A 20,659-nucleotide genomic window follows, 5' to 3' on the forward strand; every position below is an offset into this window, starting at 1 on the left:
AATCTGCCTAAACAAAAGTGGAATAACTCGCTCGAAATGAGCCGAAAAAAATGACTGTGTTCTATGAAAAAACACAGTCATGAATATTACTATTTAATATTTTATTTGTCAAGAAGTTCTTGCATAACCTCTTTAGCCTTGTCAAGCTGGGTATCTGTTTTATCCTTGGCATATGCTTCGCCGTCATATTCTACTTCTACATCAGGCTCAATACCTACTCCGTGAATGTTTATTCCATTTGGAGTAAAGTAACTGCTGACAGTAAGTTTGACAGCTGTGCCATCTCTCAGGTCAAAGATTCTCTGAACTATTCCTTTTCCATAGGTTGTCTTACCTACAAGTTTGCCCAGGTTGTAATCCTTGATTGCACCAGCAAGAATTTCACTGGCACTTGCAGAGTACTGATTGACCAATACTACTACCGGAATATCTATTTCATTTTGTCCGTCGCAGGTGTAGTCTTCTCTGTTACCTTCTCTGTCTTCTGTATAAACGATCACTCCCTTTGGAAGGAGCTGTCTTGCGATATCGCAAACCGTTGAGAGATTTCCTCCCGGATTTGATCTAAGATCAATTATCAGGCCTTCTATATTCTGAGCACGAAGTTCAGCCATGTTCTCAACGAACTGGGAATATGTTACCTCATCAAACTCTGTAATCTTGAGATATCCCACATTGTTATCAAATACCTCTGAGCTGACTGTCGGAACTTCAATCTGAGCTCGTTCTACATCAACTTCTACGTTTGAAGTACTGCCATTTCTAACCAGTGTCAGATGAACTGTTGTGCCAGCCTCGCCCTTGATAAGGCTAACAACCTCTTCAAGAGTCAGCCCCTGTGTTGATTCTTTATTGATCTCATAAATGATATCATCAACACATAACTCAGCACTTTCTGCCGGGCTTCCGGGCATAACACCTGATATTCTGGCCATATTTATGGTGTTATCAAAGCTTACATATGCACCAATGCCGTAATAAATCCCCTTGGTGCTGTTCATCATTTCATCAAGTTCCTCTTCTGTGTAATATACAGAGTATGGATCTCCCAAAGAGTTCATCAAGCCTTTATAGATTCCATCTGCCTCATCCTGCTTGTCTACATCTGTCTTGTAGTAGTAGGTGTCTATTACATCTTCAAGAGCCTGAATCTTATTAAGCGTGTCTTCGTTTAAAAGGTCGCTTTCTCCGGTCACACTAAGCCCGGGTACGCCATTTCCTTTATACACATAAAGTAGCGACAGAACTGCTGCAGAAACAACCAAAACCGAAACCAAAAAGCCAATAAGTATTCCGGCTATAAATCTTCTTGTAAGTCTGCCATCATAAGCACGTGTGCCCTGCGCATTTGGCACTTCTACTACAGGCTCTGTGATCTGATTTAATCCATTATTACTATCCAATTAGCACACCTCTAATCTTTATTTAAGATAATTCCAAGGGCTTACATAAGCTCCATTTAATCTTACACCAAAATGGAGATGATTACCCGTTGATCTTCCGGTAGAACCAACAGCTGCTATCTTTGTTCCGGCAGAAACATCCTGCCCTTTGGAAACATAAAGAGCTGAACAATGCATATAGACAGTATACAAACCACCGCCATGATTGATCATAACATAGTTGCCCATCGAGCCTTCATATGACGCCGCTACAACTGTTCCTGCATAAGCAGACAGGATGGCTGAACCTGCCGGAGCAGCCAGATCTATACCATTGTGCATCTTCTCGATTCCAAGAGTCGGATGCATTCTCATTCCATAGTTATCTGATATTCTGGTATATTTAGGACATGGCCAGGTGAACATACCTCCATCATAGGTATACCTGCTGTATAAAGCCTCTTTATCAGCCGCAACTTCTTTTTCAAGAGCTGCAATAGCTGCATTTTCAGCCTTGATCTCAGCCTCATATTCCTTAATTGCGGCCTCTTTGTCAGTGATACTCGCCTGTACATTATTAAGCTCTGCACTCTTCTGATCTAAGAGATTCTCAAGATTAGCCTGTTCAGCCTCTTTTGCTTCCTTGGCTTCATCAAGTGTCGCTTTTTCTTCCTCAAGAGCCTCTTTGGTCAAAGCAATCAGTTGTGTAGTCTCTTTGTACTCTTCAAGCTTAGCTCTGTCATAAGCAGATATACTCTCAATGTAGTCTGCCTTATTAAGCATTTCCGCAAAAGAGCCGGATTTGATCAATAGTTCCAGATAAATACTGCCACTTCTCTCATACATAAACTTGATTCGAGTTCTCATGGCTTCATACTGATTCTTCTGAACCTGTTCAGCTTCGGCAAGTTCCTGAGTCGTTGTTTCTATCTGCCCTTCTTTGATAGTAATCTGTTCGTCCAGCGAATCTATATTTTCCTGTACATCTGTAAGAGAAGCATCAATCTTGGCAATGTAACTGTTTAGATTGGATTTGCTGCTCTCAAGATCTTTTTTAACTTTTTCAAGGTCCGTTTTGGTCTTCTTTAGGGAATCGCGCTCTTTTTTGGCATTGGAAATCTGTTCTTCCTTGGCCTTAATACTCTCCTCAGTTACATCCGCATGAGAAATAACAGTATTGCTCCCCCAAAGAGATACCATCATAACTATACTCAGAAAAAAGTATAGGATTCTCTTTTTCTTGACTGATATTAATCTGCTCAAACCAAATAAACTTCCTTTTCTGAATCACACATGCAAATGCTTTCTGACTGTCGTAAAACTACCAAAGAAACCAATACCGATACCAATTGCCAAAGAAATCGGTATTAATTTGTTATAAACCACTTCAACAGGCAAAAAGTTCAGCAGGGAGCTGAGCATTGTAAACTTGGACATAACATACTCGATAGCCTTGGTATACACAAAATATACAATAACAAGCGGTATTATAGAGCCAATTATTCCAATCAGGATACCCTCTACCACGAAAGGTGCTCTAACAAAGAAATCCGTAGCACCAATATACTTCATGATATTGATCTCGTCCTTACGCACAGAGATACCCATTGTAACAGTATTGCTGATAAGGAATATTGATACCAGCAAAAGAATTACTATGATTCCTCCTGAAACATATGCAATCAACTTGTTAACGCCGCTAAGAGTTGTAGCTGTTACTTCTGAACGATTAACTGCTCTGACAACTGATATTGACTCCGCGTATGTAACAAGCGCAGGCTGCAATGAAACATCATTTAAGTAAATCTGCAGGTTTGCAGAATCTGCAAGTGGATTCTCTGTAAATCCGTCTGCATACTCACCAAGATATTGATCCTTGAAGCCTTCCCATGCTTCATCTGCAGATACATAAACAATTTCTCTAACCTCAGCTCTGTTCTCAAGATCACTCTTAACTGCAAGGATCTGATCTTCTGTAGTTCCCTCGTTAAAGAATACAGTTACAGAAACACCTTCCTCGGCAGTCTTAACAACATGCTGGAAGTTAGTAATGATTGCATAAAAAATTCCAAATAAAAACAGACATGCGCTTATAGTTGCAACAGAAGCAAGTGTGTACCACTTATTTCTCCCAAGGTTTTTAAAGCCTTGGCCAATCGTATAAAAGAAACTATTAATCCTCATCGATGTACATACCTTCTTCCTCGTCTTCTATAATGACGCCCTTTTTCATGGTAATAACTCGCTTCTTCATGGCATTAACGATCTCTCTGTTATGTGTAACCACAATAACAGTAGTACCGTTCTCATTGATCTGCTCCATGAGCTTCATGATCTCCCATGAATTGTTAGGATCAAGGTTTCCCGTAGGCTCATCAGCAAGCAGAATGGTAGGTCTGTTTACTAAGGCCCTTGCAAGCGCAACTCTCTGCTGCTCACCACCGGATAACTGGTTGATCTTGCTCTTATACTTGCCCGCAAGATTGACTGTAGCAAGTATTGAAGGTACGTTTCTCTTAATCTCCCTTGAAGGAGTCTGAACTATTCTCTGCGCAAAGGCAACGTTCTCATAAACATTCCTGTCCTTGAGAAGTCTGAAATCCTGGAAAACAATGCCCAGATTTCTCCTGAACTTAGGAATCTTACTGTGCTTGATCCTCCTGAGGTTATAGCCTAAAACTGTAATCTCGCCATCAGTAGGCACAAGCTCACGCAGTAACAGTTTGATCAAAGTTGATTTGCCCGATCCACTGTCACCCACAATAAAAACAAATTCACCCCTCTTGATATGAAGGGTGACTCCGTTTAATGCAGGCGCACCCGTAGAATAAGATTTCGTCACGTTTTCAAGCGTGATAACCTCATCCTCAGGTATTTGCCTGCTTATTCTTTTTCTTCTGTATCCTCTTTCCATAATTTACTCCCCCGGAAAAGCTTATTTATGTTTAATCAAGTAAACCTCTCCATATACTTCATGTATCTTACAACCATGAGCGCTATCTTGAATGTGATAGCATCATCAAAGACTCTAAGGTCAAGTCCTGTGCTCTTCTGCAATTTATCCAGCCTGTACACAAGTGTATTTCTGTGAATGAACAACTGTCTGGATGTTTCAGAAACGTTGAGGCTGTTCTCAAAGAACTTGTCTATGGTAGTAAGGGTTTCCTGATCGAAGTCGTCTGGATTTCTTCCCCCGAATATTTCCTTGATAAACATCTTGCAAAGAGGTATAGGCAACTGGTAGATCAAACGTCCGATTCCCAGTTCGCTATAGCAGATAACTTTTCTCTCATCAAAGAATATCTTGCCAACATCAAGTGCCATCTTGGCCTCTTTGTAGGAACGTGACACTTCCTTGATCTCACCTACTACAGTACCATAAGCCACTCTCACTCCGCTAAGTCCCTCTTTTTCAAGAGTCTGTAGCATGTCCTCTGCAACCTTGGAAATTTCAGAAGGCTTGAGCATGTCTGTGACATCCTTGACAACTATGACATTGTCCTCATCGACCTCTGTAACAAAGTCATTGCCATTTCCAAAATGAGTTCTGGTAATCTCAAGTGCGTTATTATCACGACCATTCTCAGACTCAATTATCATAGCAACTCTCTTGGCATCCGTCTGAATGTGGAGTTTCTTGGCTCTGCTATAAATGTCAACCAGAAGAAGGTTATCAAGCAAAAGGTTCTTGATAAAGTTATCCTTGTCGAACCTCTCCTTGTAAGCCACCAGAAGACTCTGTATCTGATAAGCAATCATCTTGCCCAGCATATAAGTATTCTCTCCACTACCTGTACAAATGAGAATATACTCAAGTTGCTGTTCATCATAAATTTTAAAATACTGATGTCCCTGAATCTCCTGAGAGTCAGCCGGTGATTCCACGAAATTTCTGGCAGCAACAGTTACGTTGCCTATGTCAGTAGTTGTAGAAGCAACCTCCTTGCCATCAATATCAAGCACACACAGATCCACGTGCGCTATAGTCTTGAGCCCATCAATTGTATTCTGGAGAATTTGATTAGAAATCATTTATCACTCTTTCTGCAACCAGATAAACGCTGCGATAATAAAAACTAAAGACATTTTAATATAAATGTACAAAAAAATCTATATCCCAACAGGCGTTTTTTGTTCATTTTTTTGATTTTGTCGTCAAAACTAACAAAAACGCGCATTCTTTTTTGTGGGTAAGATTACTCTGCAAGTATAATGCCAAGAAAAATAAAGCCGATATAAAAGATAGGATAAAGTGTATATGTGCACAGATTCTAATTAATCTGACGTTACATTGCAGTTGCACAGGAGGTGCTTATGGATATTCCCGCTTTATCAATGGCATTATCTCAGAACAAAATTCTAAACGATGTTGGAGTGGCGGTGTTGGCAAAAAGTCTTGATACTATGGAGAGCGCTGGAGAAGCGCTAGTATCGACGATAGATTCGGCTGCAGAGCTTTCTGTTAACCCCAATGTTGGCGCCAATATCGATATTAGAGTCTGAGATACAAGAGATCCCCATAGCCTTAATGGTTATGGGGATCATCATTTTTCTTAAATCAAGCCTGCAGAAAAGAACATAAATGCTACCGCTACTATAATTGCAATGATAAGCGGAATAGTAACAAGTTTATATCCTTGTCTCTTATTGCGTGGAATGCCGATCAAAAATTCTTTTCTTCCTTCTATTTCAGAAATCTTCCTGACAATCAGAACCGAAACCGTAGTAAATAAAACAGCTGCAAGAAGCAGATATGCATGGTAAATGATCGTTGAAACAGTTCCACCTAGTTCACCCATGTAGTCACTTGCAAGTTCTGAGGCCTCATCAAGTGCATCACTACTTAAGAACATCATAACCACTTCTATGGTATTAAACACAGCATGGGCAATAAACGATGCAAGAACTGTACCCGTAGCCTCCACCAAAAGTGCAAGCATTACTCCCATAACCGCGCCATACGCAAACTGGTTGAAATTCATATGCATCATACCAAAAAGAACTGATGACAACACTATAGAGCCAATTATTCTGCCAGTTCTCTGATAGCTCTGCAATATGATCCCTCTGAACACAACTTCCTCGATAAAAGGTCCTAAAAGACCAATTGAAAGGATCATTACCCACATAGGCATCGCGATAACATCATCACTTAGAGCCGACACCGTGTTTTCTACAAACAGCATCGAAACTGAATTTACAAATGCTACCAAAGGAAAAAGAGTCAGCACATACACCACTATAAGTAATGCTGATGAAATGTGAATCTTGTGAAAGGGTATAAGAACCGACAACTTGTCACCGCTGTAAAAAACAGCTGCAAGTGCAGGTATCAGCACTACCGCTTCACTCAGGATATTATTCATCAGGATTGATACTTCCGCGCCGCCGTTCAAATACCATAAAGAGAGTACTAAAACAAGGCCAATCGTAGAAAGGATCATGTATAAATACGCTCTGTTAGCTCTCCTGTAATCCATAGGGTCCTACCTCTAAACTTTATTGCCTTAAATCTTATCTATGCTATCCTTGCCAATTGTGATACGACCTTCCTTGAGAAGACGTCCAACCGCACGCTTGAATTCATTTTTACTCATCTGAGTTTTATTCCTTATAAGCTCAGGTGAAGCCTTATCTGTAAAAGGAAGCTTACCGCCACCCTCCTCTATCATCTTCATAAGTTTCTCTGCGTCTGAGTCCATCTGAAGATATGCCTTCTCGCGTACACTGAGGTTAAGTCTTCCATCCTCTTTAACAGATGTGATCCTGGCATTTACACTGTCTCCGATCTTAATATCGCCGAACAGCTCCTTCTTGGGAATAAGGCCCGAATAAATATCATCAACTGCCACAAAGGCACCAAAGTTATCACTTAATTCATATACAGTTCCTATGACCTTATCGTCCTTGGAATATGGGCTGTCACTTCTAAGGTAAGGATATACGTTCATAGTTACAGCAAGACGACTGCTCTTATCCACATAAAGCGCACAAAGAACATTTTCTCCGGCCTTGACTTTTCTGGTCTGCTCTCTAAATGGTAAAAGAACATCCTTCTCAAGTCCCCAATCCATAAAAGCGCCAATCTTACTTGTTTCTTTGACTCTCAATACCCTTACATCACCAAGCATGATCTTGGGCTCTTTGGTCGTTGCTATAAGCCTGTCATCTGAGTCTTTATAAATAAAAACTTCTATTTCACTGCCTATTTCTGTTCCTTCCGGAACCTGCTTAATAGGTAAAAGAACTTTTTCTTCTGCCCCTTCTTCTGCAAGATAAACTCCGAAGTCTACCTTCTTGATCACAGATAATTTCTGCTTTTCTCCAAGTCTAATCATAATGTCTTCCGTCCTTTCTTTGAGCATGTATTGCACATGCATAAAACATACTACTGATCACTTATCTATATCATTAAGCCCAAATCTGGACAATGCACACTGCTTCCTTGTCCTTGTCATTAAGGCTTACTGTATATACTTTATTATCTCCTATATTACTTCTAATCACAACCGGATATAGGACATCTCCCAAAAGAGCCTGCTTCTTGTATTCTGCGCGAAGATGCGTAACATCCAGAGTTTTATCAGGCAAACTTTCAAGCGCCATTCTGATATACTGACCATTATTTACATGGTTATTAGTATCCAGGTGATGTCTCCTAATTGGTATTTCCTCGCCGTTTCTGCTATCCCCATCAGGAATATCTATTTTCCTGCTAAGGTACTCCATCTCAAGCTTTTCTTCTACAGGATAAGCCGCTATGATCTCAGGAGTCACCCTCGTAGGAACGCCCTTTTCAAAATCAAAAAGAGTCCATACGGAATTGGCTACCGCAAGCATCTCACCCTCTGTAGTCTTCATAAAAAAGTTACGAAGACCCATAGGTCCCTTCAACATGTATGGAATTGTACCTGTCGTTACCTCTTCACAGAGTTTTGGAAGTCTCTTTATTTCTATTTGCCAGGAATTAAGCACCCATGCAATTCCCTTGCTCCTAAGATACTCCATTGTTGCAGGCCCATCCTGCGTCTGGAATGTTGAGCAATCCTGAAAATAATCTATAAGAGATTCTATTGTCAGAACTGCATTGCTATCAACTTCACTATATCTGATCCTTGAATCAAATGAATACATATCTTCCCCCTGACAAAACTGACTATAAATGCGCGCATACATCATGGTGCATTTATAAGTTATAAGAACTCCAAAGATAATAGCAATAACGAAAAAAAAAACGAGATTGATCGGAATCAATCTCGTTTCAAAGCTGGGCTAGTAGGATTCGAACCTACGTAATGACGGAGTCAGAGTCCGTTGCCTTACCGCTTGGCGATAGCCCATCGACAAGAAATGATTATACGGATGTTTATATAAAAATGCAAGTACTTTTTTAAAATTTTTTTAAAAAATTTTTCTCAAGCTTATAAACATATGGCAGAACGCGCTCTCAGAGCGCATTCTGCCCATTTTGTCTTTTTCAATTTTTTTAAAATCAGCCCTCAAATAATAAATCTGCATATGTAGGGAATGGCCAATCTTTTTTATCAACAAGCATTTCAAGAGCATCAGCAGGCTCTCTGAGCGCTGCCATAACAGGCCTTACCTTGTCTTTGTAGAAGAAAGCAAGCTCCCTCTGATCATCAATCTTGGCAGCCTTAGCCTCAAGCTTCTTAAGTTCATCCAGTGCCTTCTTCATCAGTGAAAGATTGCTCTGAATATCTTTAAGTTCCTGAAGCTGTACAGAAGCATCCACTCCTGCATTAGTTATTTCATTTACATCCTTGGCTAGTCTTCCTGAATACTTCATAACAGCAGGAATGATCTGCTTGGAAGCCATATCTATCATAGTAAGAGCCTCAATATTGATAGTCTTGGCATATGATTCAAATATGATCTCTTTTCTGGATTCAAGCTCAGTCCTGGTATATACTCCAAAGTTCTCAAACAGCTCGATTGCCTTCTTGGTAGTAAGAGTATCTGCAGCCTCAATAGTTGATGCAATATTAGGAAGACCGCGTCTCTTAGCCTCCTCTACCCAGGCATCTGAATATCCGTCACCATTGAAAATAATTCTCTGGTGATCTGTCAGATACTCCTTGATAAGATCATGAACTGCCTCATCAAAATTCTTGGCCTTTTCAAGCTTATCAGCAGCCTCGCAGAATGCCTCTGCAACTATAGTGTTAAGTGTAGTATTTGAGCTTGCCATTGAATCTGATGATCCAACCATTCTGAACTCAAACTTATTACCTGTAAAAGCAAAAGGTGATGTTCTGTTTCTATCTGTAGCATCTTTTTCAAACTCAGGAAGTGTAGATACGCCGGTCTTGAGCTTACCGCCTTTTTTGCTGGACTTAGCTACACCTGTCTCGATAAGCTGTCTTACAACATCCTCAAGCTGCTCACCAAGGAATACTGAAATGATAGCAGGAGGTGCCTCGTTTGCTCCAAGTCTGTGATCATTACCAACATCTGAAGCACTCTGTCTGAGCAAATCTGCGTGTGTGTCTACAGCCTTAAGGATGCAGGCAAGAACAAAGAGGAACTGAACATTTTTATTAGGTGTATCGCCGGGATCAAGAAGGTTGATACCGTCATCTGTGCAAAGAGACCAGTTATCATGCTTACCTGAGCCATTTACTCCCGCGAATGGTTTCTCGTGAAGAAGGCATCTCATATGGTGATGCTCTGCCACACGCTTCATAGTTTCCATGATGATCTGGTTATGATCTACTGCAATATTGGCTGTCTCATAGACAGGTGCAAGCTCATGCTGTCCGGGAGCAACCTCATTGTGCTGAGTTTTATCAGGAACTCCAAGCTTCCAAAGTTCTACATTGAGATCCTTCATGAACTCGCCTACGCGCTCACGGATTACACCAAAATAGTGATCCTCCATCTCCTGGCCCTTAGGAGGCTGAGCACCAAAAAGTGTTCTGCCTGTAAAGATCAGGTCTTCTCTCTTCATGGACTTGTCCCAGTCCACAAGGAAGTACTCCTGCTCAGGTCCTACAGATACGTTAACCTTGGTAGCAGTTGTATTTCCAAATAATCTTACAATTCGAAGAGCTTCTCTGTTAATCGCCTCCATTGATCTTAAAAGTGGAGTCTTCTTATCAAGTGCTTCTCCTGTATAAGAACAAAATGCTGTAGGAATGCAAAGTGTAACACCTGCGCCTGATTCTTTTAAGAAAGCAGGTGAAGTAATATCCCAGGTTGTATAACCTCTTGCCTCAAATGTGGCACGAAGTCCTCCTGATGGAAAAGAAGATGCATCAGGCTCACCCTTTATAAGCTCTTTGCCGGAAAAAGAAGTAAGCATACGTCCATCTTTGTCAGCACTACCAACAAATGAATCATGCTTCTCAGCAGTAATACCTGTAAGAGGCTGGAACCAATGAGTATAATGAGTAGCGCCGTGCTCTACAGCCCACTCCTTCATCGCATTTGCTACCACATCAGCTGATTCCTTGGACAGCTCTCCGCCATGCTCCGTAACATTTACAACTTCCTTGTAAACATTCTTGGGAAGGCGCTCTCTCATCTTGGCAAGAGTAAAGACATTCTGCCCGAAAATCTCTTCAACATTCACATTGTTACCCATGTAATTCCACATTCCTTTCGCACTATTATTTAGAGTAAAAGCTAAAAAACACTTACATATTACAACAAGATATTAAAAACGCAAAGTGTTTTTTACACACTTTCTATTACACAAAAACAGATGTCATAGGTTACTTGTCCCTAAGATGCATAATTGAATATACATCTATTAACCCATGGCATCTGTATTTTTTTAAATACCGCAATCCGGTATATTTTCTTTTTCCTGTGGTTCTTTTNGATTTAACCCTCAAAATATCATACTTTTCAGGCTGCTCTGATAATTTGACAAAAAGGGTCTGTTTGGAATGAGGACATGAATCCACTGCTGTTCCATCCTCAGCAAACATAGCCTCAACCTTAACCTTGACGTCAGTTCCGTCAGGTTTCATTATCTCAATATCATCTCCAACAGAGAATTTGTTTCTCTGTTCAAATTTAGCATAACCTCTGTTATCTATTTCATTAACTATTCCAAGATATATGTATTCATTAACATAGGTATTATTATCATATATCTGTGCTTCATCGCTTGGCTTGCCAAAGTAGAAACCGGTTGTAAACTGTCTGTATGTACACTTTGAAATCTGATCAAGATACCATGGCATATTTTCCCTGTACTTCTCTTCAGATTCAAAGAAATCATCGATAGCCTTTCTGTAGGTTCTGGCTACAGTAGCTACATAGAGTGCAGTTTTCATTCTTCCTTCGATCTTGCAGCTGTCAATTCCTGCATCAACCATCTCTGGAATATGTTCTATCATGCACAAATCCTTGGAATTAAAAATATAGGTTCCGCGCTCATTCTCATATACAGGAAGATATTCCCCGGGTCTTTTTTCCTCAACGACAGAATATTTCCATCTGCATGGATGAGTGCACGCGCCTTTATTGGCATCTCTTCCGGTAAAGTAATTGGAGAGGAGGCATCTTCCAGAGTAGGAAATACACATAGCTCCGTGGATAAAGCACTCCATCTCAAGATCTTCCGGAATTCTTGATGTTATCTCCTTGATCTCGCGAAGTGACAATTCTCTTGCAGCCACTACTCTCTTAGCACCAAGATCATGCCAGAAATTATATGTTTCATAGTTGGTATTATTGGCCTGAGTTGAAACATGAATGTCAATTTCAGGGCAAATTCTTCTGGCTTTCATAAAAATTCCCGGATCAGCTATGATAAGAGCATCAGGCTTAAGCTCTTTTAACTCGTGAAGATATGTTTCTACGCCATCAAGATCATAGTTGTGTGCAAGGATATTAACTGTAACATGCACCTTAACTCCGTGAGCATGAGCAAACTCTATACCCTCTTTCATTTCTTCAGGGCTAAAGTTCTTGGCCTTGGCACGAAGTCCAAAGGCATCACCGCCTATGTAAACTGCATCTGCGCCAAACATAACAGCTGTTTTTAATACTTCCAGGCTGCTTGCCGGAATTAGTAACTCTGGTTTTTTCATCGATTTCTCCATATTTCTAAAAACAATTAACACACTAACAAACTATATATCACAGTTTAACTGACAGGGTCATTCCATCTCCCACTGTCAATATAACTGTATTTAAAGCATCATTATGCTTGAGTTCATATAAATACTCCCGCATTCTCGCATGAATAGTACGGTCTCTTCTTGTAACAGCAAATCTGGATTCTATCACATCTCCATCCTGAAGGACATTGTCGGAAACCAATAATCCTCCTTTATTAAGAATTCTGAGACAATCCGGTAAAAAATTGATATACTGCCCCTTTGCCGCATCCATAAAAATAAAATCATACCCCGGAGAGAGCGTTTTAAGTATTTCAGTCGCATCACCTTCCATGAGTGTGATTTTATTATTAGTGTCGTACTGTATAAAATTCTGTCTGGCTATGGGAATACGCTTTTCATACTTCTCAATTGTAGTAATCTTAGTATCTGCGCTGCTGTATTCTGCCATAAGAAGAGCAGAAAAGCCAACAGCACAGCCAACTTCCAAAATGTTTTTGGGCTTTGACTGTACCATCAGAAATTTAAGTAACGCCTGCGTATCCTTACGAATAATAGGAACATCATCCTCTTTAGCTTTTCTCTCAAGTTCATCAAGGTAAGGGGTATTACCCGGATCAAGTGAATTGATGAAAGCTGTCATTCTATCCTGTTCAACCACCATTTGTTTCCTCTTGAACCTCTGGCTCAGCATCTTCTGAACTATCCGTTTCACTATCAGAGCCATCCTCGCCTGCCTGAGCACCGGATTCTGTAGTCTTCACAGAACCCGCAGCCATAATCTGAAGCATCTCTTCAGGTGTCATGGCTGTACTCAGTTCATATGTACCAGGAGCTTCCATCCCGTGATAATCTGATAGTTTCTCCTGAAGTTTAAATAAGTTTTTGTCTGTAATAAGTCCTACACTTGCAAGCTTGTCTGCGATAGTACTTGCAGAATCACCTTCAGAGATAGTCACAGTCACCGTTCTGCCCGTTCCGGAGGATACAGGAACCTGGTTAAAAATGTGGTATCCATAATTGTAGGCCAAGCTGGAATATCTGCTGATAAGCAATATCACAACAATAACAAATGCAATTTTAACTGCCGCATCAAGCAGACCAAGAACAAATTTCCTAACACTCATTGGTCTCTCCCGGCCCATGAACATTCTATCAATAATTAGTATCCATTATGATAGGCATGATCATCGGTCTTCTCTTTGTCTTTTTCCAAATATAATCACTAAGAGCATCCTTGACGATGTTCTTGAGTTTACCCCAATCGGTAATGCCTTTATCCAGCGCTTCTGTCACATCATCAAGTACAAGATCTGTAGCATCATCTATCAGCTTGTCTGACTCTCTGACATATACAAAGCCTCTGGAAACAATACTTGGTCCCGATATGAGTTGTCCGTTCTCCTTATCGATTCCAAATACAACTATTACAATACCATCTTCTGCCAAATGTTGTCTATCTCTCAGGACCACATTACCTACATCACCAACTCCGAGTCCATCGACAAGAATTGCTCCGCAAGGAACTTTTCCCTTAATCTTGGCACCTTCATCATCCATTTCAAGAACATCTCCTGAATGAAGGATAAAAATATTCTCCTTGGCAATTCCAAGGTCTCTGGCGATATTGGCCTGCGCAATAAGATGTCTGTACTCACCGTGAACAGGAACTGAATACTTGGGTTTAACCAAAGTATAGATCAGTTTGATATCCTCCTGACATGCATGTCCGGAAACATGCACATCCTGGAATATAACATCTGCACCCTTCATCTGAAGCTCATTGATAATATTTGTCACTGACTTCTCATTGCCCGGAATAGGGTGTGATGAGAAAATAACTGTATCTCCGGCACCTATGGACAGTTTTCTGTGCTGACCACTTGCCATTCTGCTAAGGGCAGCCATACTCTCTCCCTGGCTTCCGGTAGTAATGATAACTGTCTTATTCTCAGGATAATCCTTGAGCTGATCTATATCGATAAGTGTATTGTCAGGTATCTGTATGCACTCAAGTTTCTGAGCAATATCAATGATGCTGACCATACTACGGCCTTCTACAACAACCTTTCTGCCGCATTTATGCGCTGTATTGATGATCTGCTGAACTCTGTCTACGTTAGAAGCAAAAGTAGCTACAATAATTCTGTTATTCTCATGCTCATCAAAAAGAGATGCAAGAGTTCTTCCAACAGTTTTCTCAGAAGCTGTAAAGCCTGGTCTCTCTGCATTGGTTGAATCGCACATGAGTGCAAGAACGCCTTTTTTACCAATTTCTGCAAATCTCTGAAGGTCGATAGGATCTCCATAAACAGGTGTGTAGTCAACCTTAAAATCACCTGTGTGAACTACTATTCCGGCAGGAGAATATATAGCAAGAGCCGCAGCATCAACAATCGAATGGTTAGTCCTGATAAACTCAACTCTGAACTGGCCAAGATTTATTGACTGTCCAAACTTAACAACCTTTCTCCTTGTATTTCCAAGAAGATTGTGTTCCTCGAGCTTATGTTCAATTATGCCCATAGTAAGCCTTGTAGCATATACAGGGACATTTAATTCATGCAGTACATATGGAAGCGCTCCAATATGATCCTCATGTCCGTGTGTGATCACAAAGCCTTTTACTTTATCAATATTTTCCTGCAGATATGTGATATCAGGGATTACAAGGTCAATTCCAAGCATGTCGTCGTCGGGAAAAGACAAACCGCAATCCACCACAATAATACTGTCTTCATACCTGAAGGCAGTGATGTTCATTCCAATCTGCTCAAGGCCACCTAATGGGATGACCTGCAGTTTGGACGTATTTTCAATTTTCTTTTTACTCAAATTAATTCCTCCATAAATAATTGGCGGAGATGTAGAACAAGATATTAACCAAAGTCCCCGTTAAATATCGAGATCTATATCATCCTCGGCAAGGAGCTTGCGAAATACACCTGCAACTGCTTCAAGTTCCAGGTCATCATCCACGATCGCATAAAGCGCCTGCTCATCTTTAATATCGGAGTCGTCGCGCAAAATAAGCGCTTCTCCGTCACCATCTTCTTCATCTGTGACAAGAAGGTAAGTCTTGGCACCAATAACTGTCTGTTCCAAACAATAGAATTCTACCGGCTCTTCTCCGTCCGGACTAAAAATAATCTTTTCCAAAAATATTCTCCGTTCATTTCTCATCGATAGCTTTGTCAGTATTATCAAGATAATCCTGAAGAATGATCTGCGCAGCTATCATATCTACATATTCTTTCCGGTCTCGTCCCCTGATCCCGGCTTCATCCATAATCTCGTCAGCTTCTACTGTTGTAAGTCTCTCATCCCACATTACTACCGGGATTCCTGTCCTTCGCTCTATCTTGTCCTTGAATTCCAGACACAACTGTGAGCGCTCAGAGGGAGTCTGATCCATATTAAGCGGAAGTCCCAGAACTATCTTAGTTACCCCATACTCAACAATAAGCTCCTCAATGCGCGCTAAAGTTCTTCGTAATTTGTTTTCTTCTTTTCTACGGATGATTTCGCGTCCCTGAGCTGTCAAAAGAAGCTCATCACTAATAGCGACTCCAACAGTCTTGGAACCGTAATCAAGTCCCATAATTCGCATACTAACTAATTCCCTATAATTACTTTCTAGCCCAGTCGTTGCTCTTAATATACTCAGTGAGCATCTCCTCTACAAGTTCATCACGCTCAACCTTCATGATAAGGCTTCTGGCTCCCTGATGGCTAGTAATGTATGTAGGATCGCCTGACATAATGTATCCAACGATCTGGTTAACCGGATTATAGCCCTTCTCCAAAAGAGCATCATAAACAACTGAGAGAACCTTCTTAACACCAGTTTCCGGTTCAACCTCAACTTTAAAATATTGGGTATTTCCTAAATCCTGATCTGCCATGTCTATTCTCCATTCGTTATATTATTATTTTAGAGAGTATCATCACACGCTCTCATAAGATCGGTCTGAATATAATTAATATTACACTAACAAAATTAAATAAGCAACGTATCTGAATTGACAAAGCCGCGAACCGCCTCTGTAGTGATTTCTCCGGAAACGGCAGATTCATACCTTTCACTTCCCTCAAGGGCAGCTATTCTGACATATCTGTCAGTATGACCTATCATATATTTTTTACCGTTTATCTCCTCACTATCCTCCCAAAGGACATCTACTTTTTCTCCAATAAACGACTCTCGATATAATTTGGACTGCTCTTTGGTAAGCTTGAGAAGCACATCACTTCTGACAGTTTTCTCTCTGTCTGTAAGCTGCTCCTTCATTCCGGCAGCAACTGTACCTTTTCTTGGTGAATATTTAAATACATGCATCTCGTAGAAATCAATTTTCTCCACAAATGCTCGGCACTCTTCAAATTCTTCCTCTGTTTCACCAGGAAATCCTACAATTACATCTGTTGTAATTGCAGGTCTGTCAAAGGCTTCACGCAGCAGTCTTACACTCTCTTCAAATTCTGAAGCAGTATAGTGTCTGTTCATCCTCTTAAGGACTGTATCACAACCACTCTGAAGTGATAAGTGGAAGTGTGGGCAAAGCTTATCGATTGCTGCGAGCCTTCTTGTATTCTCAGCTGTTATAAGTCGTGGCTCGATAGAACCCAGTCTTATCCTGTCAATTCCGGAAATATCTGCAATCTTCTCAACAAGATCTACAAGCATTGGCTCTCCCTTATCAAGCCCATAAGAGCCAATATGTATTCCTGTCAGGACTACTTCTTTGCATCCTTTTTGCACAAGTCCCTCTATCTCTGTGAGTATTTCACTCATTTCTCTGCTGCGAACTCTTCCTCTGGCATAAGGAATTACACAGTATGAGCAAAATTGATTACAGCCATCCTGAATCTTGATATATGCCCTTGTATGTTCAGGCATTTCTGATAGCTGCATATTCTCGTATTCGTTTGTATGATTAATGTCTATTATCGAATTTCCGCCAAGAGTCTTGTCATCATACTCACCTCTTGCCTCGAGAAATGTATTCAAAATATCGACAATTTCAGATTTTTTATTATTGCCCACAGCAAGGTCAACACAGTCATCTTTTTTAACTCCATCGATGCCTGTCTCTACATAGCAGCCCACAGCAACAACAATGGAATCCGGGTTTTCTTTCTTGGCCTTATGGAGCATCTGTCTTGATTTTCTGTCCGCAATGTTAGTCACAGTGCAGGTATTGATAATGTAAATATCAGCTTTTTCCGTGAAAGGAACGATTATACAACCAGCCTCTTTTAGCCTGATCGACATTACATCCATCTCATAGCTGTTAACCTTGCAGCCAAGGTTATGCATAGCAACTCTCATTCCATTTACGTTATTTAGTGTATTGTTCAACATTTCACCTAATCTCATTTATTTTTTAAAAAAACTCATTACCTTTTAAGTCTTAAGTCATTGACTTTTATCTTTTCTACGTTTACTATAAATGTAAAAGAAGGAGGTATCTGCTCAATGAAGACCGTTAAAATTTCTTTAAATTCTATCGATAAGGTTAAATCTTTTGTAAACGATATTACGAAGTTTGATTATGATTTCGACCTCGTTTCAGGAAGATACGTTATCGATGCAAAGTCTATTATGGGTATTTTCTCATTGGATCTTTCTAAGCCAATCGATCTTAATATCCATGCTGAAGACGGCGCAGATGAGGTTCTTGAGATTCTCAAGCCTTACATGATCTAATCTTTTATGGATTAGATCCATTTAAAAAGTTTATTACAGACCATCCTAAACTAATAGTTTAAGATGGTCTTTTTTCATGTGCAGAGATGTACTTCACATCACTTTTCTATAGTAATAATCTCATCAGTCTCAAGAGCGACTTTCATAAGCTCATCAATTTTTTCTACAAGGTTTTCCTCATGTTTCTTGATAATATCAAGTCTTGGTTTAGTAACAGGATGCTTAGCTACGAATATTGTGCAACAGTCTTCATAAGGAAGGATTGAAGTCTCGTAAGCATCGATCTTAACAGAAATATCAACAATATCCTGCTTATCAAAAGCGATAAGTGGTCTGTAAACAGGCATATCAGTTACAACTTCGCCAGTGCACATAAGGCTCTGCATAGTCTGTGAAGCAACCTGTCCGATGCTCTCACCTGTGATAAGCCCCATACATCCTGTCTGTCCTGCAATGATATCTGCAATCTTCATCATATATCTTCTCATGATGATAGTAAGCTCATCATGTGGACACTTCTCATAAATGTACATCTGAATATCAGTAAAGTTTATGACATGGAGTCTTACCTTGCCTGTATACTTAGCAACAACGCCGGCCAGATCAATTACCTTCTGCTTGGCCTTCTCACTTGTATATGGTGGTGCATTGAAATAAATAGCCTCAATATCAACACCTCTTTTGGCTACCATGTAACCGGCAACAGGAGAATCAATACCGCCTGACAAAAGAAGCATAGCCTTTCCTGCAGTTCCTATTGGCATTCCTCCGGGCCCCGGAATAATTTCAGAGAATATATTAAGCTTCTCTCTGAGTTCAACGTTTATGAGAATATCAGGGTTATGTACATCAACCTTCATATCCTCATATGCATCAAGTATCCTTGCGCCAAGCTCAGCACCCATTTCCATAGAATCCATAGGATAGCTCTTGTCTACTCTGCGGACCTTAACCTTGAATGTTTTATGCTTGTCAGGATAAACTCCATCTATGAAATCCAGAACCGCCTTGGTCACGCCGTCAATATCCGGAAGATGATTTTCACCATCTCTGTTAATGGTAACAGCTGGGCAGATTCCTGTAACCCCGAATACTGTTCCGAGCTGGTCTACTGTCTCATTGAAATCAAAGCCTTCAGCTTCAATATATATTCTGCCTGCAACTCTTGATACGTTAAAAGAGCCATCACACTTAGCAAGAACTCTCTCTATCTGCTTAACAAGAGCTTCCTCAAAAATATATCTGTTTTTGCCTTTAACTCCGATTTCTGCATACTTGATTATAAAAGCATGATACTGCATATAATATCCTTTCATTAGTGGCGGTAGAATTTTCTCATTGTATCTACCTGTGAACAAAGTGTATCTATCAAATAATCTATTTCTTCTCTGGTCGTCATCATGGACATACTGATACGGATTGTGGATTCCAAAAGATTCTTATCCAGTCCGATAGCCTTAAGTGTATCAGATACATGAGGGTTGTTCGATGTACATGCACTTCCGGCAGACACATAAATTCCCTTGCTGCTGAGCATATTGAGCACTGTTTCCGCAGCAAGTCCCCTTATTGAAACACTGACTATGTGTGGCGCTCCCTTGGTCACTTCCGGTCCATTTATCTGAATATCTGATAGCTTTTCTTTGAGAGATTCCACAAGATATTTCTTGAGCTCATAGAGTTTTTCAATATGAGCATCAAAATCTGTATAGCACATCTTGGCTGCAAGAGCCAGTCCTACGATACCCGGTACATTCTCAGTTCCGGATCTCATACCCTTTTGCTGACCGCCTCCGTAGCAGATTGGCACAATCTTGGTTCCCTTTTTGATATATAAAAATCCAATTCCCTTAGGTCCATGAATCTTGTGTCCAGATACAGACAAAAGATCTATGTTCATGCTCCTTGGTCTGATCATAACCTTGCCGTAAGCCTGAACTGCATCTACATGAAAAACTATATCAGGATTAATAGACTTGATAACTCTTCCAGCCTCTTCAATGGGCTCAATTGCACCTATCTCATTATTTACAAACATCATTGATACAAGAATTGTATCAGGTCTTATAGCAGCCTTTAAAGTCTCAATATCAACTACACCATCAGGGCCAACAGGAAGGTAAGTAGTCTCAAAGCCTTCTTTTTCCAAAAAAGTTGTTGTCTCCTGAATGGCAGGATGCTCTATAGAAGTTGTAATGATATGCTGACCGCGCCACTTATTTGCTCTTGCTGCTCCAATTACAGCAAGATTATCTGATTCTGTTCCACCTGAAGTAAAAAAGATTTCCTGTGGATCAACTTTCAGAGTACTTGCTATTGTCTCTCTGGCCTGAGCTACTCTTTCTCCGGAAACTGTTCCCATATGATGAACACTAGAAGCGTTCCCGTACTCCTCTGTCATCGTCTTCACAACAGCAGCTGCGACTTCATCAAACACTCTGGTTGTTGCTGAATTATCTAAATATGCTTCCATT

The 20,659-nt window shown here is 40.4% G+C and carries 21 protein-coding genes and 1 tRNA gene; 2 read left to right on the plus strand and 20 right to left on the minus strand.

Annotated elements, in window-relative coordinates:
- Window positions 1-101 precede the first annotated feature (101 nt).
- The 5 genes from BPR_RS13210 to BPR_RS13230 are packed head-to-tail and all read right to left on the minus strand — an operon-like array spanning window position 102 to window position 5,414.
- Window positions 102-1,403 (minus strand): S41 family peptidase, encoded by a 1,302-nt coding sequence (locus BPR_RS13210; protein WP_013281988.1) that lies wholly within the window; start codon window positions 1,401-1,403, stop codon window positions 102-104.
- 18 nt (window positions 1,404-1,421) lie between these two features.
- Window positions 1,422-2,645 (minus strand): murein hydrolase activator EnvC family protein, encoded by a 1,224-nt coding sequence (locus tag BPR_RS13215; RefSeq protein WP_013281989.1) that lies wholly within the window; start codon window positions 2,643-2,645, stop codon window positions 1,422-1,424.
- A 24-nt stretch (window positions 2,646-2,669) separates the two neighbouring features.
- Window positions 2,670-3,566: a permease-like cell division protein FtsX gene (gene ftsX, locus BPR_RS13220; protein WP_013281990.1), complete on the minus strand. Its 897-nt coding sequence runs from the start codon at window positions 3,564-3,566 to the stop codon at window positions 2,670-2,672.
- Window positions 3,556-4,296: a cell division ATP-binding protein FtsE gene (ftsE, locus tag BPR_RS13225; RefSeq protein WP_013281991.1), complete on the minus strand. Its 741-nt coding sequence runs from the start codon at window positions 4,294-4,296 to the stop codon at window positions 3,556-3,558. The genes ftsX and ftsE overlap by 11 nt, the downstream gene beginning before the upstream one ends.
- Window positions 4,297-4,331: 35 nt before the next feature.
- Window positions 4,332-5,414 (minus strand): PucR family transcriptional regulator, encoded by a 1,083-nt coding sequence (locus BPR_RS13230; RefSeq protein WP_013281992.1) that lies wholly within the window; start codon window positions 5,412-5,414, stop codon window positions 4,332-4,334.
- 282 nt (window positions 5,415-5,696) lie between these two features.
- Between BPR_RS13230 and BPR_RS13235 the strand changes: the two genes are divergently transcribed.
- Window positions 5,697-5,885 carry a YjfB family protein gene (locus BPR_RS13235; RefSeq protein WP_042257091.1) on the plus strand — a complete coding sequence of 63 codons (189 nt, stop codon included), beginning with the start codon at window positions 5,697-5,699 and terminating at the stop codon, window positions 5,883-5,885.
- A gap of 50 nt (window positions 5,886-5,935) precedes the next feature.
- Here BPR_RS13235 and BPR_RS13240 read toward each other — a convergent pair whose 3' ends face one another.
- The 13 genes from BPR_RS13240 to mtaB all read right to left on the minus strand — a co-directional run bounded on the left by BPR_RS13240 (window position 5,936) and on the right by mtaB (window position 17,840).
- Window positions 5,936-6,862: a CPBP family intramembrane glutamic endopeptidase gene (locus BPR_RS13240; RefSeq protein ID WP_013281993.1), complete on the minus strand. Its 927-nt coding sequence runs from the start codon at window positions 6,860-6,862 to the stop codon at window positions 5,936-5,938.
- Between the two features lie 27 nt (window positions 6,863-6,889).
- Window positions 6,890-7,720, minus strand: coding sequence for a CvfB family protein (locus BPR_RS13245; protein ID WP_042257094.1), 831 nt, complete (start codon window positions 7,718-7,720; stop codon window positions 6,890-6,892).
- A gap of 73 nt (window positions 7,721-7,793) precedes the next feature.
- The gene (locus tag BPR_RS13250) at window positions 7,794-8,516 is read right to left on the minus strand and encodes an acyl-[acyl-carrier-protein] thioesterase (RefSeq protein ID WP_042257096.1); all 723 of its coding nucleotides are present in this window, start codon (window positions 8,514-8,516) and stop codon (window positions 7,794-7,796) included.
- A 133-nt stretch (window positions 8,517-8,649) separates the two neighbouring features.
- Window positions 8,650-8,722: transfer RNA gene (locus BPR_RS13255), tRNA-Gln, on the minus strand.
- A gap of 152 nt (window positions 8,723-8,874) precedes the next feature.
- Window positions 8,875-10,998: a glutamine synthetase III family protein gene (locus tag BPR_RS13260; RefSeq protein ID WP_085954370.1), complete on the minus strand. Its 2,124-nt coding sequence runs from the start codon at window positions 10,996-10,998 to the stop codon at window positions 8,875-8,877.
- A gap of 118 nt (window positions 10,999-11,116) precedes the next feature.
- Window positions 11,117-12,445, minus strand: a complete 1,329-nt coding sequence (locus tag BPR_RS13265; RefSeq protein WP_013281997.1) for a peptidase U32 family protein — start codon at window positions 12,443-12,445, stop codon at window positions 11,117-11,119.
- A gap of 49 nt (window positions 12,446-12,494) precedes the next feature.
- The gene (locus BPR_RS13270) at window positions 12,495-13,136 is read right to left on the minus strand and encodes an O-methyltransferase (protein ID WP_408606967.1); all 642 of its coding nucleotides are present in this window, start codon (window positions 13,134-13,136) and stop codon (window positions 12,495-12,497) included.
- Window positions 13,129-13,602, minus strand: coding sequence for an endolytic transglycosylase MltG (locus tag BPR_RS20015; protein ID WP_052301829.1), 474 nt, complete (start codon window positions 13,600-13,602; stop codon window positions 13,129-13,131). The genes BPR_RS13270 and BPR_RS20015 overlap by 8 nt, the downstream gene beginning before the upstream one ends.
- Window positions 13,603-13,630: 28 nt before the next feature.
- A complete protein-coding gene (locus BPR_RS13280) occupies window positions 13,631-15,310 on the minus strand; it encodes a ribonuclease J (RefSeq protein WP_013282000.1) in 1,680 nt (559 codons plus the stop codon).
- A gap of 60 nt (window positions 15,311-15,370) precedes the next feature.
- A complete protein-coding gene (locus BPR_RS13285; protein ID WP_029231832.1) occupies window positions 15,371-15,634 on the minus strand; it encodes a DUF1292 domain-containing protein in 264 nt (87 codons plus the stop codon).
- A gap of 13 nt (window positions 15,635-15,647) precedes the next feature.
- Window positions 15,648-16,085 carry a Holliday junction resolvase RuvX gene (ruvX, locus tag BPR_RS13290; RefSeq protein ID WP_013282002.1) on the minus strand — a complete coding sequence of 146 codons (438 nt, stop codon included), beginning with the start codon at window positions 16,083-16,085 and terminating at the stop codon, window positions 15,648-15,650.
- A 19-nt stretch (window positions 16,086-16,104) separates the two neighbouring features.
- Window positions 16,105-16,380 (minus strand): IreB family regulatory phosphoprotein, encoded by a 276-nt coding sequence (locus BPR_RS13295; RefSeq protein WP_013282003.1) that lies wholly within the window; start codon window positions 16,378-16,380, stop codon window positions 16,105-16,107.
- A 95-nt stretch (window positions 16,381-16,475) separates the two neighbouring features.
- On the minus strand, window positions 16,476-17,840 hold the full coding sequence (mtaB, locus tag BPR_RS13300; RefSeq protein ID WP_013282004.1) for a tRNA (N(6)-L-threonylcarbamoyladenosine(37)-C(2))-methylthiotransferase MtaB: 1,365 nt from the start codon (window positions 17,838-17,840) through the stop codon (window positions 16,476-16,478).
- Window positions 17,841-17,954: 114 nt separating this feature from the next.
- On the opposite strand from mtaB, the gene BPR_RS13305 reads away from it, so the two are divergent.
- Window positions 17,955-18,185: an HPr family phosphocarrier protein gene (locus BPR_RS13305; protein WP_013282005.1), complete on the plus strand. Its 231-nt coding sequence runs from the start codon at window positions 17,955-17,957 to the stop codon at window positions 18,183-18,185.
- 98 nt (window positions 18,186-18,283) lie between these two features.
- Here BPR_RS13305 and thiI read toward each other — a convergent pair whose 3' ends face one another.
- Together thiI and BPR_RS13315 are read right to left on the minus strand one after the other, a co-directional pair.
- Complete coding sequence (thiI, locus tag BPR_RS13310; protein ID WP_013282006.1) at window positions 18,284-19,486, minus strand: tRNA uracil 4-sulfurtransferase ThiI; 1,203 nt, start codon at window positions 19,484-19,486, stop codon at window positions 18,284-18,286.
- A gap of 14 nt (window positions 19,487-19,500) precedes the next feature.
- On the minus strand, window positions 19,501-20,658 hold the full coding sequence (locus BPR_RS13315) for a cysteine desulfurase family protein (RefSeq protein ID WP_013282007.1): 1,158 nt from the start codon (window positions 20,656-20,658) through the stop codon (window positions 19,501-19,503).
- Window position 20,659 lies beyond the last annotated feature (1 nt).

It is taken from the genome of Butyrivibrio proteoclasticus B316 (assembly GCF_000145035.1).
Classification (GTDB): Bacteria; Bacillota; Clostridia; order Lachnospirales; family Lachnospiraceae; genus Butyrivibrio; species Butyrivibrio proteoclasticus.

Excerpts from the sequence above, each read along its gene's own strand:
- ftsX (WP_013281990.1), bottom strand. The coding sequence starts at position 3,566 with ATGAGGATTAATAGTTTCTTTTATACGATTGGCCAAGGCTTTAAAAAC.
- ftsE (WP_013281991.1), bottom strand. The coding sequence starts at position 4,296 with ATGGAAAGAGGATACAGAAGAAAAAGAATAAGCAGGCAAATACCTGAG.
- BPR_RS13230 (WP_013281992.1), bottom strand. The coding sequence starts at position 5,414 with ATGATTTCTAATCAAATTCTCCAGAATACAATTGATGGGCTCAAGACT.
- BPR_RS13235 (WP_042257091.1), top strand. The coding sequence starts at position 5,697 with ATGGATATTCCCGCTTTATCAATGGCATTATCTCAGAACAAAATTCTA.
- BPR_RS13240 (WP_013281993.1), bottom strand. The coding sequence starts at position 6,862 with ATGGATTACAGGAGAGCTAACAGAGCGTATTTATACATGATCCTTTCT.
- BPR_RS13245 (WP_042257094.1), bottom strand. The coding sequence starts at position 7,720 with ATGATTAGACTTGGAGAAAAGCAGAAATTATCTGTGATCAAGAAGGTA.
- BPR_RS13250 (WP_042257096.1), bottom strand. The coding sequence starts at position 8,516 with ATGTATTCATTTGATTCAAGGATCAGATATAGTGAAGTTGATAGCAAT.
- BPR_RS13260 (WP_085954370.1), bottom strand. The coding sequence starts at position 10,998 with ATGTGGAATTACATGGGTAACAATGTGAATGTTGAAGAGATTTTCGGG.
- BPR_RS20015 (WP_052301829.1), bottom strand. The coding sequence starts at position 13,602 with ATGAGTGTTAGGAAATTTGTTCTTGGTCTGCTTGATGCGGCAGTTAAA.
- ruvX (WP_013282002.1), bottom strand. The coding sequence starts at position 16,085 with ATGCGAATTATGGGACTTGATTACGGTTCCAAGACTGTTGGAGTCGCT.
- BPR_RS13295 (WP_013282003.1), bottom strand. The coding sequence starts at position 16,380 with ATGGCAGATCAGGATTTAGGAAATACCCAATATTTTAAAGTTGAGGTT.
- mtaB (WP_013282004.1), bottom strand. The coding sequence starts at position 17,840 with ATGTTGAACAATACACTAAATAACGTAAATGGAATGAGAGTTGCTATG.
- BPR_RS13305 (WP_013282005.1), top strand. The coding sequence starts at position 17,955 with ATGAAGACCGTTAAAATTTCTTTAAATTCTATCGATAAGGTTAAATCT.
- thiI (WP_013282006.1), bottom strand. The coding sequence starts at position 19,486 with ATGCAGTATCATGCTTTTATAATCAAGTATGCAGAAATCGGAGTTAAA.
- BPR_RS13315 (WP_013282007.1), bottom strand. The coding sequence starts at position 20,658 with ATGGAAGCATATTTAGATAATTCAGCAACAACCAGAGTGTTTGATGAA.